Origin of the sequence: Streptomyces piniterrae, from assembly GCF_005048155.1 — a bacterium.
Taxonomy (GTDB): domain Bacteria; phylum Actinomycetota; class Actinomycetes; order Streptomycetales; family Streptomycetaceae; genus Streptomyces; species Streptomyces piniterrae.
Genome location: NZ_SUMB01000003.1, coordinates 479,068 through 493,076, shown reverse-complemented (window position 1 = coordinate 493,076; position 14,009 = coordinate 479,068). Strand labels below are relative to the sequence as shown.

Genomic DNA, 14,009 nt, shown 5'->3' with positions numbered 1-14,009 from the left:
TTGAGGTCGGGGCCGGCGCGGCGGAAGGAATGGGTCCCGGAGCCCGCGTGTGACGCGGACGCCGGGACCCTTCCCTTTACTGGCCGCCGATGCTGTTGTCGCAGCCCATGGTCGAGCCCAGGTGGCTGGTCTGAGCACCGGGCGAGCCTTCGCCGTTGAGCGCGCTGCCCAGCAGGCCGTTGAGAACTCCGACCTCGCCCAGGACGTCCACGTTCAGGTCGTGCGATCGGCAGGAGCTGCCCTGCTCGGCATTCAGGCCGCCGTGGCCGTGGGCGGTGCCGGCGCCGAGGAAGCCGACGGTGCCGAGGGCTGCGATCACAACAGCAGCTTTGCGAAGCTTGCGCATTTCATCTCCGGTGACTTGAGCAGATGCGATCCGTGACTGATCGACTTCGTACAGTTATGAAAGGCTAATATGAAACATCTCGCAGTCACTGAATGACGCGCCGGATTCCCTGAACGTCGGGAACTGGCGCGCCACCCGCGTTCGCGAGCGAGCAGGCGCGGATCGAAACCGAGATCCAGATCAGCCGACCGGCAGGAAGCTGCTGCCGCTCTCGGGGAAGTGACGTAGCGCTCAGTCCTCAACCAGCCCTGGAATCAAGGCAGTTCGGCCCGGCCACCGCAAAAGTCGGTGGCCGGGCCGGCGCATACCCGCCCACACTGGGGCGATGCCACAACTCATCGCACCCACCACCCGCGTCCACACCTCCTTCCTCGCCGCCATGGCCGAATTCCAGGCCGAGGGCAGGGGCGGCGCGGAGGACGGCTCGGCCGTCGGCCGGGAGATACGCGACTACGCCGCCGACTGGCACGACCCCGCCGTCTTCGCCGAATACACCGCCTGGCTGCGGTCGTTCGTCGACGAAGAGGTCGTCGGCCCCATGGCGTATGTGCCCTGCACCAACCTCTGGTTCGTCGAGGGCGACACCTACCTCGGCCGCCTCGGCCTGCGCCACCGCCTCAACGACTTCCTGCACGAGTACGGCGGCCACATCGGCTACGACGTACGCCCCACCGCACGCCGGCGCGGCCACGCCACCACGATGCTGCGCGCGGCGCTACCGATGGCCCGCGCACGGGGGCTTGACTCCGTCCTGGTCACCTGCGACACCACCAACACCGCCTCCCGTAAGGTCATCGAGGCATGCGGCGGCATCTTCGAGGACCGGCGCGGCGAGAAGCTGCGCTACTGGATCGACACCCAGCGGCAGCCGGCGCACGAGCACAGCTGAGGTACGGAGTTCAGGGGGACGCCGCATGGAACGGGGCCGACACGAGCACTACGAGCCGGGCGAGGGCTGTCTGACACGGCTCGTCCGCATCCCCGTCCGCATCGTGGTGCTGGTCGTCGTCGTGCCGCTGCGCATGATCTGGGACGTGCTGGCGGCCTGCGGGCGGGCACTGAACCGCACGGTGCTCGCCCCGGTCGGCCGGGGGATCGCCTGGCTGGCGACCCGGGTCGCCGACGCCACGCTCTGGCTGGGTAAAGCGCTGTTCGTCTGGCCATGGGTGGCGTTGTGGCGGTACGTCCTGGCACCCGCAGGCCGCGGCATCGCGGTGGCCGTGACGTTCCTGGCCCGCTATCTCGTGATCGTCCCGCTGTCCTTCCTCGTCCGGTATCTGGTGATCGTCCCCGTGACGTTCCTGGTCCGGTATCTGATCGTCGTCCCCGCGGTGTGGCTCTACGCCCACGTGCTGACCCCCCTCGGGCACGGCCTCAGGTGGCTGGCGCGGGCCCTGGGCGCGGCCGTGGCGTTCCTCGTCCGGTACCTGCTGGTGGTGCCGGTGACGTTCCTGGTGCGGTATCTCCTCGTCGTCCCGGCGAAGTGGCTGTACGCGTATGTGCTCACGCCCCTCGGACGGGCCGTCGCCTGGCTCGTACGGGGCATCGGCGCGGCCGTCGCCTGGCTTGCCCGGGGCGTCGCCACCGTCGTCGCCGCGCTCGTTCGGTGGATCCTCGTCGTGCCGGCCGTCGCGCTCTGGCGCCATGTACTGCTTCCGGTCGGCCGGGCGCTGGCCGCCGCCGTGACCGTCGTCGTCCGCGAGATCACCGAAGCGCTCGGGCACTGCTGGCGGGCCGCCGGCTTCGTCTCCCGCGCCGTCGGCCGGTTCCTCGGCCGGCTGCTGCGGTGGACCGTCGTCGAACCGTGCCGCTGGGCCTACCGGACCGTCCTCACCCCGCTCGGGCACGGCCTCCGCGACGGCATCTGGCGGCCGGTACGGCACATCCTGCGCGAAACCGGCCGGGCCACCCGCCGGGCACTGACCGCCGCCCGCGAGTCCGCCCGCCAGACCCGCAAGGAGCTCCGACGCGCCCTCTTCGGCGCCCCCGAGAAGCCCGCGCCCGCCGCGGTGCCGCCGCCCCGCCGGGAACCCGGGGCCACCGCGGCACGTACTCTAGGTAAGACGTCCGGGCGCGACCTTCCCCCGCCCACCCAAGGGTGAGCCGGACGGGACGACGATCCCGTAGCGCCCTCACACCAAGGAGAAGAACCACTGGGCAAGCGACAGCCCGAAGGCCCGCCGCCCGCTCCTGCGGTGCAGCGCATCCGACTGCGCTACACCAAGCGCGGCCGCCTCCGGTTCACCAGCCACCGCGACTTCCAGCGCGCATTCGAGCGGGCGCTGCGCCGCGCAGAGGTCCCCATGGCCTATTCGGCGGGCTTCACCCCGCACCCCAAGGTGTCGTACGCCAACGCCGCCCCGACGGGCACCGGCAGCGAGGCCGAGTATCTGGAGATCGCCCTCACCGAGCGCCGCGATCCCGAGAAGCTCCGCGAGCTGCTGGACGCGTCGCTGCCGGCCGGCCTCGATGTGATCGACGCCGTCGAGGCGCACACCAGCGGTCTCGCCGACCGGCTGCAGGCCTCCGTGTGGGAGATCCGGCTCGACGGGGTCGGGAGCGAAGCCGCCGCGCAGGCCGTCGAGGCGTTCCTCGCCGCCGAAGAGGTGCAGGTCGAGCGGCAGACGAAGAAAGGCATGCGGGGCTTCGACGCCCGCGCGGCGGTGGCCCGCCTCGAGGCCGCCGGACGCGAGGACGATAGGCCCGACGGCAAAGCCTGTGCGATACTGCGGCTGGTTGTTCGGCATCTGACACCTGCCGTACGACCCGACGACGTCCTGTCCGGCCTCCGAGCTACGGCCGACCTGGCGCCGCCGGTCCCCGCAGCGGTGACCAGGCTGGCGCAGGGGCTGCTCGATGAGGAGACCGGCGCGGTGACCGACCCGCTAGCGCCCGACCGCGACGCTGCCACGGCCGCCCCACCCACGGCCGCCGGGCTGAGTGCCGCGAAGGCGCCGAGTGGGGTCTCCCCGGCAGTTTCCGGGGAAGGTACCGCGTAGGACCGCCGTCGATGCGTCGCCGATCAGCCAGGGAGCCACCCCGGTCCGGCAGACGCACTGACCAGGAGACTTTCGCCGGTACCCGGCCTACGGGCCCGGCGAGCGAGACGACAGCTCCCGTGCGGCGCCCACGCCCCGGACGGCGGGACCGCGCACATCACGCGGACCGCGGCCGGAATCAGGCGCGGCGCCCGGGAGCGTGACGGGAGAACCGCCCGCATGCTCGAGCCCATTGAGCCCAATGAATCCACGCAATCCGCGGACCGTGGTTTCGACGACAACCACTCGCCCGGCGACACGCTGCCGCCGCGCCGCAGGCGCCGCGCGGCCTCCCGGCCGGCCGGTCCGCCGGCGGCCGGTGCCGCCGAGCCGACGGTCGTGACCGCCGAGGCCACCGACAGCGCCACCGCACCCGCGGACCCCTCCCCGAGCTCTTCCGGAGCAGGGGACACCCCCGCCGCCGACGAGAACACCGCCTCCGCGGTCACCTCCGGCGACGCCGCCAAGCCCGCCCGCACCCGCCGCCGGGCCACCCGCAAGGCCACCGCCCCCGCCGGTGCCCCGCAGGCCGTCGAGGCCGAGCCGGTCGAGATCCCGGCCGCGGCACCGGCTGCGGCCGCCGCCGAACCGGTCGCCGCCGAGGCGCCGCAGGCCGAGGAGGAGGCGCCGCGCGCCCGTACCCGCCGCCGGGCCACCCGTAAGGCCACCGCCCCCGCCGGTGCCCCGCAGGCGAGCGAGGCCGAGCCGGTCGTCGCCGAGACCCCGGAACCGGCCCTCGAGACGGCCGAGAGCGCCGCCCCCGCCGCCGCCCAGGAAGAGGAGGCCCGGCCGGCCCGCACCCGCCGCCGCGCCACCCGTAAGGTCACCGCCCCGGCCGGTGCCCCGCAGACCGCTGCCGAGGAGACCGCCCCCGTGACGGCCCCGGCCGCCGCGCAGGCCGCCCCCGTCGCCGACGAGGACGTGACCGCTCCCGCGGAGCCCGCGGAGGACGCCAAGCCCGCCCGTACGCGCCGCCGCGCCACCCGCAAGGTGACCGCCGCCGCGAGCGCGCCGCAGGCCGCCGAGGAAACCGTCGAGATCCCCGCCGCCGAGGCCGCGGCCACCGAGCCCGCCGAGCCCAAGCGCCGTAGCCGCCGCCGTGCCGAGCGCGCCCCGGAGCCCGCCGCGTCGGCCGCCGAGGCGCCGCGAGCCGAGGAGGAGCCCGCGCAGGAGGCGCCGGCGCGTGGCCGCCGCCGGGCGCAGCGCCCGCCGACCGCCGTCTTCCAGGCACCGGTCTTCACCGAGCCGATGTTCCAGACCCCGGAGAGCGCGGCCGCCGCTGCCGCCGCCGCGGCCCGCCGGGACGAGGAGCCCGAGCCGGAGCAGATCCAGGAGGAGCAGCCCGCGGCCCCGCGCCGTCGCCGCCGCCGTGGCGAGCGGGCCGCCGAGCCGGTCGCCGCCGCACCCGCCGAGCCGGAGCTCGAGGAGACCGCCGAGACCGCCGAGGCCGAGGAAGAGGCCGAGGCCGAGACCGCGCACGCCGAGGACGAGACCGGTGAGCGCCCCTCGCGCCGCCGTCGTCGTGGCGGCCGCCGCCGCCGTCGCGGTGAGGCCGCGGAGGGCGCCGAGGAGCTGCCCGCCGAAGGCCGGGAAGCCGCCGCGGAAGCCGAGCCCGAGGAAGCCGAGGAGCAGGCCGCGGAGCAGCGGGAAGACCGGGAAGCGGCCGAGGAGCACCCCGGTGGCGGCACCAGCAGCAGCCGCCGTCGCCGTCGCCGTCGCCGTCGCAGCGGCGAGGCCGCCGAGGCCGAGGCCACCGGCGACGACCCGGAGCGCACGGTCGTCAAGGTCCGCGAGCCCCGTAAGAAGGAAGAAGCCGGGACCGGCCCCGACGAGGTGCAGTCGATCAAGGGGTCGACGCGCCTGGAGGCCAAGAAGCAGCGCCGCCGCGAGGGCCGCGAGCAGGGCCGCCGCCGGGTGCCGATCATCACCGAGGCGGAGTTCCTCGCGCGCCGCGAGGCCGTCGAGCGGGTGATGGTCGTGCGCCAGAACGGCGAGCGCACCCAGATCGGCGTCCTTGAGGACAACGTGCTCGTGGAGCACTTCGTCAACAAGGAGCAGGCCACCTCGTACGTCGGCAACGTCTACCTCGGCAAGGTGCAGAACGTGCTGCCGTCGATGGAGGCCGCCTTCGTCGACATCGGCAAGGGCCGCAACGCCGTGCTCTACGCCGGCGAGGTCAACTTCGAGGCGCTGGGCATGGCCAACGGGCCGCGCCGCATCGAGACCGCGCTGAAGTCGGGCCAGTCCGTCCTGGTGCAGGTCACCAAGGACCCGATCGGCCACAAGGGCGCCCGGCTCACCAGCCAGGTCTCGCTGCCCGGCCGCTACCTGGTCTACGTGCCCGAGGGCTCGATGACCGGTATCAGCCGCAAGCTCCCGGACACCGAGCGGGCCCGCCTCAAGCAGATCCTCAAGAAGATCGTCCCCGAGGACGCGGGCGTCATCGTGCGCACCGCCGCCGAGGGCGCGAGCGAGGACGAGCTGCGCCGTGACGTGGAGCGGCTCCAGGCGCAGTGGGAGGACATCCAGAAGAAGGCGAAGGCGGCGTCCACCAGCTCGCCGAGCCTGCTCTACGGCGAGCCGGACATGACCGTCCGGGTCGTCCGCGACATCTTCAACGAGGACTTCTCCAAGGTCATCGTCAGCGGTGACGGCGCCTGGGAGACCATCCACGGCTATGTCTCGCACGTCGCGCCGGACCTCACCGACCGTCTGCAGAAGTGGACTTCGGAGGTCGACGTCTTCGCGACGTACCGCATCGACGAACAGCTGATGAAGGCGCTGGACCGCAAGGTCTGGCTGCCCAGCGGCGGTTCGCTGGTGATCGACAAGACCGAGGCGATGGTCGTGATCGACGTCAACACCGGGAAGTTCACCGGTCAGGGCGGCAATCTCGAGGAGACCGTCACCAGGAACAACCTGGAGGCGGCCGAGGAGATCGTGCGCCAGCTGCGGCTGCGCGACCTCGGCGGCATCGTCGTCATCGACTTCATCGACATGGTGCTGGAGTCCAACCGGGACCTGGTGCTGCGGCGGATGCTGGAGTGTCTGGGCCGGGACCGTACGAAGCACCAGGTGGCCGAGGTCACCTCGCTGGGCCTGGTCCAGATGACCCGTAAGCGGGTCGGCCAGGGCCTGCTGGAGTCCTTCTCCGAGTCGTGTGTGCACTGCAACGGCCGCGGCGTCATCGTCCACATGGACCAGCCGACGGCGGTCGGCGGTGGCGGCAAGCGCAAGAAGAAGGGCAAGGAAGGCAAGGAAGGCAAGGCCAACGGCGAGCGGCCGGAGCCGCAGGTCGAGGCCGAGGCCGTCGAGGCCGCGCCGGAGCTGGAGCCCGCCCCCGTGACGGAGGCCGAGCTGCAGCCCGCGGTGGCCGGTGCCGACGAGTGGTTCAGCAGCCCGGCGGAGGCCGAGGCCGCCGCCGGACGCCGTGGCCGCCGTCGGGCGAGCCGGAAGGTGTCGGCTCCGGCGGGCGCCCCCAAGGCCGCTTCGGAGGCCGCCGCGATCGTGGTGCCGGCCGAGCCGGTGCCCGCGCCGGCCGCCGAGCCGGAGCCCGTCCCGGTGCCGGCCGCGGAGGCCGCGCCGCCGGCCCGTCCGCGCCGCCGGGCGACCCGCAAGGCGACCGCTCCGGCGGGTTCGCCCCAGGGAGCCGAGGAGGCCGCGACGATCGTCACGGCCGCCGAGGCCGTCACGGAACCGGTTGTCGAGACGGCCGCCGAGCCGGTCGTCGAGGCGCCGGAGCCCGTCGAGGTCCCGGAGCAGGCTGCTTCGGAGGCCGCGGAGGAGGCCGCCGAGGAGGCCGCCGAGGAGGCACCGGCGAAGAAGACGGCGAAGAAGGCGACCCGTAAGACGGCCGCCAAGAAGACCGCCGCCAAGACGACCACGGCCAAGAAGACGGCGGCCAAGAAGACCGCCGCCAAGAAGACGGCCGCGGCCAAGAAGACCACCACGAAGAAGACGGCGGCCAAGAAGAGCACCGTCAAGAAGGCCGCGGCCAAGAAGACCGCCGCCGCCGAGCAGCCCGCGCCGCCGTCGGTGTCGGCCTCCACGGAGGACTGAGCGGCCGCGACAGCGAGGCCGGCCCCCGGGCCGCCGGCGGAACCCTCCGCCGGCGGCCCGGGGGCCGGTTTGACCCCCTGGTCAAGGCCCCGTAACCTTGACCGTCGGTGTCTGTGACACCAAACCCCTGAGCAAACACCTCTCGGTCCGCCGAGAGAGGCCGCTCGTCCACTCGGATTCCACGGGCCTTTCCCAGCCCGTGTGAGCGGCTGGCATCAGAGGATCCGTTTCTAGCGAAAGAGAGTTCCGCGTGTACGCGATCGTGCGCACCGGCGGACGCCAGCAGAAGGTTGCTGTTGGCGACGTCATCGAGGTTGACCGCATTTCCACCAGCAAGGTCGGCGACGCCGTCGAGCTCTCGACGCTCCTGGTCGTCGACGGTGACTCGGTCACCAGCGACCCGTGGGTGCTGGCCGGCGTCAAGGTCCAGGCCGAGGTCGTCGACCACCACAAGGGCGACAAGATCCGGATCCAGAAGTACAAGAACAAGACCGGCTACAAGAAGCGGATCGGCCACCGCCAGCTCCACACGGCGCTGAAGATCACCGGCATCGACGCTCCGGCGAAGTAAGGGACTGAGGAGACATGGCACACAAGAAGGGCGCATCGTCCACCCGGAACGGTCGCGATTCCAATGCTCAGCGGCTCGGCGTGAAGCGCTTCGGCGGTCAGGCCGTCCTCGCCGGTGAGATCCTGGTCCGCCAGCGTGGCACCCACTTCCACCCGGGCACGGGCGTCGGCCGCGGCGGCGACGACACCCTGTTCGCCCTGCAGCCCGGCGCGGTGCAGTTCGGCACCCACCGTGGCCGCAAGGTCGTGAACATCGTCCCGGTCGCCGAGTAATTTCGGCCCGGACGTCACACAGCACCACCAGGGGCGGACCGCCTTTCTCGCGCGAGCGGGAAGGCCGGTCCGCCCTTGGCGTGTTACCACAGAGACACCCCGCGACACCCAGACCCGTCGCGACACAGATGCGCGGCAGCCCCGTTCGCGGAGCACCGCGACACCCCGTAGTTACCTGGAGGCACCCCACCATGACCACCTTCGTGGACCGCGTCGAGCTGCACGTCGCCGCGGGTAACGGAGGCCACGGCTGTGCCTCCGTTCACCGTGAGAAGTTCAAGCCGCTCGGCGGACCCGACGGCGGCAACGGCGGCCGCGGCGGCGATGTGATCCTCGTCGTCGACCAGGACGTCACCACGCTCCTCGACTACCACCACCACCCGCACCGCAAGGCCACCAACGGCCAGCCCGGCGCGGGCGACAACCGCGAGGGCAAGAACGGCAAGGACCTGGTCCTGCCGGTCCCCGACGGCACCGTCGTGCTCGACAGGAACGGCGAGGTCCTCGCCGACCTGGTCGGCCAGGGCACCACCTTCGTCGCCGGCCAGGGCGGCCGCGGCGGCCTCGGCAACGCCGCGCTGTCCTCCGCACGCCGCAAGGCCCCCGGCTTCGCGCTGCTCGGCGAGCCCGGCGAGGAACGCGAGATCGTCCTGGAGCTCAAGACCGTCGCGGACGTCGCGCTGGTCGGCTACCCGAGCGCCGGCAAGTCGTCGCTGATCTCCGTGCTCTCCGCCGCCAAGCCGAAGATCGCCGACTACCCCTTCACCACCCTGGTGCCCAACCTCGGTGTGGTCACCGCCGGTTCGACGGTCTACACCATCGCCGACGTCCCCGGCCTGATCCCGGGCGCCAGCCAGGGCAAGGGCCTGGGCCTGGAGTTCCTGCGCCACGTCGAGCGCTGCGAGGTGCTGGTGCACGTCCTGGACACCGCGACCCTCGAATCCGACCGCGACCCGGTCTCCGACCTCGACACGATCGAGGCGGAACTGGCCCAGTACGGCGGCCTCGACAACCGGCCCCGGGTGGTCGTCCTCAACAAGACCGACATCCCGGACGGCAAGGATCTCGCCGACATGATCCGCCCCGACCTGGAGGAGCGCGGCTACCGCGTCTTCGACGTCTCGGCCGTCGCGCACCTGGGCCTGAAGGAGCTCTCCTTCGCGCTCGCCGACATCGTGGCCAAGGCCCGCGCCGCCAAGCCGGTCCAGGAAGCCACCCGCATCGTGATCCGCCCGAAGGCCGTCGACGACGCGGGCTTCACCGTCACCGCCGAGGGCGAGAACTTCTACCGCGTACGGGGCGAGAAGCCCGAACGCTGGGTCCGCCAGACCGACTTCAACAACGACGAGGCGGTCGGCTACCTCGCCGACCGGCTCAACCGCCTCGGCGTCGAGGACGCACTCCTCAAGGCCGGCGCCCGCGCCATGGACGGCGTGGCGATCGGCCCCGAGGACAACGCCGTGGTCTTCGACTGGGAGCCGACGATGGCGGCCGGCGCCGAGATGCTGGGCCGCCGCGGCGAGGACCACCGCCTGGAGGCACCCCGCCCGGCCGCGGTGCGCCGCCGCGACCGCGACGCCGCCCGGGACGAGGCCCAGGACGAGTTCGACGACTTCAGGCCCTTCTAGGCGCGTCCGGGCGCTTACGGCCGCACACAACGGGGAAGGCCCCGGGAGGATCTCCTCCCGGGGCCTTCCGCGTTGTCAGGGCCGTCCGCGGCCGTATACGCCCGGCTGCGGGCTAGACGGCGGCCGGTGCGTCCGGAGCGTCGTCGGACTCGCGTTCGGCCGTCTCCGTGGCATCCACGTCCTCCAGAGACCGCTGCCCGGGAATACCCGCCAGCCGGCTCTCCATCCGCAGCCGCCGCTCATCGGCCTTCGCGCACAGATTCAGCGCGGCCTGGTTGAAGCGCACCGGCGACGGCGGGTCCGACGGGCCGAGCAGATGCTCCTTCAGCTCCGCCCGCTCCCCGGCGAGGACGTCCAGCTCCGGGTCACGGACCGCGGCGAGCAGACCCGCCACCCCGTCCGCCTCCGGCGTGAGGATCGTCGCCGCCCGCACCGTCGGGAAGTTCGCCCGGAAGTCGCTCTCGCTCATCCCGGACGTGTTGGCGACCGCGTACGGCTTCTCGCTGGTCAGGTAGTCCGAGACGACGCTGGACACATCGCTGATCAGCACGTCCGCCTCGTTGAAGCAGGAGAAGATCCCCGGGCGGGCGGTCGTCACGATGCGGTGCTCCCACTCCGGGAACGAGTTCCAGTACGCCTCCTCCCAGGCGTCCACGGCGGCCGACACCGCGGCCGCGCGGCCCTCGGCCGGCGTCCCCTGCAGCCGCATCCGCTCCAGCTCGTCAGCGCTCTTGCGGAACGCGGAGGTGGTCAGCGCGTTCAGCTCCTCGGTACGGCGGGCCAGCTCCGCGGCCGCCTCCGGGCCGGGCCGCGCGCCACTGCGCCGCTCGTTGGCCTCCGCGATCATCGCCTGGATCCGCTCATTCGCGGCACCCGCCCGCCGGTCCACGGAACCGGTCATCGGGTGCGGCTTGTACAGCAGCCGCACCCTCTCGTCCGCGAGCAGCTCACGGACGATGTTCTCGCCCGCCAGGATCACCGAGGTGTTGCCCGGGTTGCCGTCCCAGCCCTCCCAGGTCGGGGCGTACAGCACCGTCGTGAGGCGGCCGGCCGGCGCGCCCTCGTAGGGCCGGATCGGAGCCAACTGCGGGCGGCCCACCTCGACGACGTCCTTGTCCTCGACGCCGATGTCGGCGAGCTGGTAGCGGTCACGGGCCGCCGGGCCCGCCACCCACACCTCGTCGTACGCCTTCGCGTACGGGTTGCACGACGACAGCTTGTCGCTCTCACCGTGATTGGTGAACGCGTGCTTGATCGACGGGATCCGCAGGATCTGCGAGGTCTTGCCGGAGTTCGCCGGGTGCAGCAGCACCTTCAGCGTCGAGTGCTCCAGACGCATCAGGTTGGCGACCTTCGGGATGCAGACGATCGGGATGTCCGTCGCCTCGATCTTCTGCACCATGAACCGCTCACGGAGCACGATGATCGGGTTGCCGTCCAGGTCGGCGAGGGTGCTCAGCCACATGTTGGCCTGGTAGGCCGACGAGGAACCGCCCGAGAAGTACATACCGACCGTCGGCCGGTACTCGGCCAGCCAGTTGTCCAGCCACTCCAGCGCACGCTGCTCGCCGGCCACCCGCTTCTTGGGCAGCAGCCACGTGGCCAGGTAGAACGTGCCGCCGGCGGACAGCACCAGGGAGACGGCCAGGCCGATGCCGCCCCAGTACGCGTCCGTGGTGATCGCGGTCAGCATCATGCCCGTAGTGGTCGGCACCGAGAAGCGCAGCAGCCGCCGGCCCGTCTGGCGGGAGAGGATGCGCGGCGGTGCGTCGGACAGGCGCAGCGCCGAGGCGTCGATGTTCCGCGTCACGAACGGCAGGCTGCGGGTCCGCCGGACCAGCACCGCCACCGCCTGGCACACGAAGTGCGTGCCGTAGAACAGCAGCAGGGTGATGGTCAGCGGCGCCTGCTCGTTGAGCGGGTTGATGCCGTCGATGTGCAACAGGCCGACCAGTATCAGCATGTCGCGCAACAGCTGGCGCACTGTGACGTCGAACCTGATCCGGCCGAGCACGGAGAGCAGGCCGGGCTGCTTGTGCTGGAGGATCAGGTCCAGACCCAGGTTCACCACCGACGCGGCGATGAACAGCGGAATGACGGGAAGCAGCGCACCGAGTAGCTGGGCGGTGAACGCAACCATCATCGCGAGGAGTGCCGCGAGCTGTACGACTCGGCGGGGGGCGATTCCGGCGGAAGGCACGGGGGAGGGCTCCTGGCAGCAAAGAAGGTCAGGGAGAGGCCGTGGGGGGCGGCCGGGTCCCGCGCTGCGACGCCGCCGGAGCGGCGAAACGGGACCGATGGACACCCGACCGTATGACCTTGTTGGCCTTGGTGACAATCTGCTGTGGCTCTCATCACCGCGAAAGCGGACCAAACGAACGCAACCTGTTGGTCGAGGCTTTCGTCTAACGGAAATCCCAAGAGTCTTCGGGCATCCCCCGGCATTCTCGGGCATCCCCGGGCCGCAGGGCGCCATGCGGACCCCCGACGGCGGGCGGCCGACGCGGCCGGGAGAACCGCCCCGGCGTGTCCACCGCGACGTCCGCCAGGCGAAACCGCGGCGCAGCCGTCGGCCGGCTGCCGTAGATTGCGGCCGTAGGCAGCCGTACGGGTTCCGTGCGGCAGGTGGCTGCACGGGTCTCCGTGCGGCAGGTGGCCGTACGGCCTTCCGTACGGCACCGGGAACAGTGACACAGGGGTAACGCAGGTGGCAGGGGCAAGGCAGGAAGCGGAAGGGGCGGCCCGAAGGGCCTCGGCCGAGGACGGTGCCGCGCGACGGGAAGGCGTCGCGGACGCCCGCCGGATCGTGGTGAAGGTCGGATCCTCCTCCCTGACCACGGCCGCCGGGGGACTGGACGCCGACCGCGTCGACGCACTGGTGGACGTGCTCGCCAAGCACCAGGACAAGGAGATCGTCCTCGTCTCCTCCGGCGCCATCGCCGCCGGCCTCGCGCCCCTGGGACTCGACCGGCGCCCCCGCGACCTGGCCCGACAGCAGGCCGCCGCCAGCGTCGGCCAGGGCCTGCTCGTCGCCCGCTACACCGCCTCCTTCGCCCGCTACGGCCGCCGCGTCGGCCAGGTCCTGCTGACCTCCGACGACACCAGCCGCCGGGCCCACTACCGAAACGCCTACCGGACCCTGGACCAGCTGCTGGCCATGGGCGCCGTACCGATCGTCAACGAGAACGACACCGTAGCCACCGACGAGATTCGCTTCGGCGACAACGACCGGCTGGCGGCGCTGGTCGCCCACCTCGTCCGCGCCGACCTGCTGATCCTGCTCTCCGACGTCGACGGCCTCTACGACGGCGACCCGGCCACCCCCGGCACCTCGCGGATAGCGGAGGTCACCGGCCCCAAGGACCTCGAAGGCATCTCCATCGGCAGCGCCGGAAAGGCCGGCGTCGGCACCGGCGGCATGGTCACCAAGGTCGAGGCCGCCCGGATCGCGGCCGCGGCCGGCATCCCCGTCATCCTCACCTCCACCGTCCACGCCGCCGACGCACTCGCCGGCGGAAAGACCGGCACCCACTTCCTGCGCACCGGCCGGCGCTCCGCCGACCGCCTCCTGTGGCTCGCCCACGCCTCCACACCGCGCGGCGCGCTCGTCCTCGACGACGGCGCGGTGCACGCCGTCCTGGAACGGAAGTCCTCGCTGCTGCCCGCCGGCATCTCCTCCGTCGAGGGCGAGTTCTCGGCCGGCGACCCGGTGGAGCTACGAGACGCCGGAGGCCGCGCCATCGCCCGCGGCGTCGTCAATTTCGACGCCCGCGAAATCCCTCGTTTGATGGGCCGCTCGACCCGCGATCTGGCCCGTGAACTGGGCCCGGCATACGAGCGGGAGATCGTGCACCGGGACGATCTGGTGCTGCTGCATCACTGATGCCGGGCGCGACTGATGCGGTCGCGACTGCTGCCGGGCGCGACTGATGTCGGTCGTCACTGACGTCGGTCCTGACAGGCACCGATCGTGACTGTCGCCGGTCGCGCAGGGTCGGCGGGGCTGGGGACAGTCCGCGGGCGGGGATGGTCGGCGGGGCTGGTCACGGCCCGGCCGCCGGCCCGCCGCGCCAATCGGCCCTGGACCGGGACCTG

General features: G+C 72.3%; 10 protein-coding genes. 8 read left to right on the top strand and 2 right to left on the bottom strand.

The window, feature by feature from the left end:
• Window positions 1-76 precede the first annotated feature (76 nt).
• Entirely contained in the window at window positions 77-346 is a 270-nt protein-coding gene (locus tag FCH28_RS10920; RefSeq protein WP_136739613.1) for a hypothetical protein, read from the bottom strand.
• 325 nt (window positions 347-671) lie between these two features.
• Between FCH28_RS10920 and FCH28_RS10915 the strand changes: the two genes are divergently transcribed.
• The 7 genes from FCH28_RS10915 (at window position 672) to obgE (ending at window position 9,914) form a co-directional block, all read left to right on the top strand.
• Window positions 672-1,235 carry a GNAT family N-acetyltransferase gene (locus tag FCH28_RS10915; RefSeq protein WP_136739612.1) on the top strand — a complete coding sequence of 188 codons (564 nt, stop codon included), beginning with the start codon at window positions 672-674 and terminating at the stop codon, window positions 1,233-1,235.
• Window positions 1,236-1,260: 25 nt separating this feature from the next.
• The gene (locus FCH28_RS10910) at window positions 1,261-2,448 is read left to right on the top strand and encodes a hypothetical protein (protein ID WP_136739611.1); all 1,188 of its coding nucleotides are present in this window, start codon (window positions 1,261-1,263) and stop codon (window positions 2,446-2,448) included.
• 93 nt (window positions 2,449-2,541) lie between these two features.
• Window positions 2,542-3,345, top strand: coding sequence for a TIGR03936 family radical SAM-associated protein (locus FCH28_RS10905; protein WP_136739610.1), 804 nt, complete (start codon window positions 2,542-2,544; stop codon window positions 3,343-3,345).
• Between the two features lie 219 nt (window positions 3,346-3,564).
• Window positions 3,565-7,443: an Rne/Rng family ribonuclease gene (locus FCH28_RS10900; protein ID WP_136739609.1), complete on the top strand. Its 3,879-nt coding sequence runs from the start codon at window positions 3,565-3,567 to the stop codon at window positions 7,441-7,443.
• 250 nt (window positions 7,444-7,693) lie between these two features.
• The gene (rplU, locus tag FCH28_RS10895) at window positions 7,694-8,014 is read left to right on the top strand and encodes a 50S ribosomal protein L21 (RefSeq protein ID WP_136739608.1); all 321 of its coding nucleotides are present in this window, start codon (window positions 7,694-7,696) and stop codon (window positions 8,012-8,014) included.
• 14 nt (window positions 8,015-8,028) lie between these two features.
• A complete protein-coding gene (rpmA, locus tag FCH28_RS10890; RefSeq protein WP_066931927.1) occupies window positions 8,029-8,286 on the top strand; it encodes a 50S ribosomal protein L27 in 258 nt (85 codons plus the stop codon).
• Window positions 8,287-8,477: 191 nt separating this feature from the next.
• Window positions 8,478-9,914, top strand: a complete 1,437-nt coding sequence (gene obgE, locus FCH28_RS10885) for a GTPase ObgE (protein WP_136739607.1) — start codon at window positions 8,478-8,480, stop codon at window positions 9,912-9,914.
• Window positions 9,915-10,026: 112 nt separating this feature from the next.
• On the opposite strand, the gene FCH28_RS10880 is transcribed toward obgE, so the two are convergent.
• Window positions 10,027-12,114 (bottom strand): hypothetical protein, encoded by a 2,088-nt coding sequence (locus FCH28_RS10880; RefSeq protein ID WP_136739606.1) that lies wholly within the window; start codon window positions 12,112-12,114, stop codon window positions 10,027-10,029.
• A 603-nt stretch (window positions 12,115-12,717) separates the two neighbouring features.
• Between FCH28_RS10880 and proB the strand changes: the two genes are divergently transcribed.
• Complete coding sequence (proB, locus tag FCH28_RS10875) at window positions 12,718-13,797, top strand: glutamate 5-kinase (RefSeq protein ID WP_222852411.1); 1,080 nt, start codon at window positions 12,718-12,720, stop codon at window positions 13,795-13,797.
• Window positions 13,798-14,009: the final 212 nt, after the last annotated feature.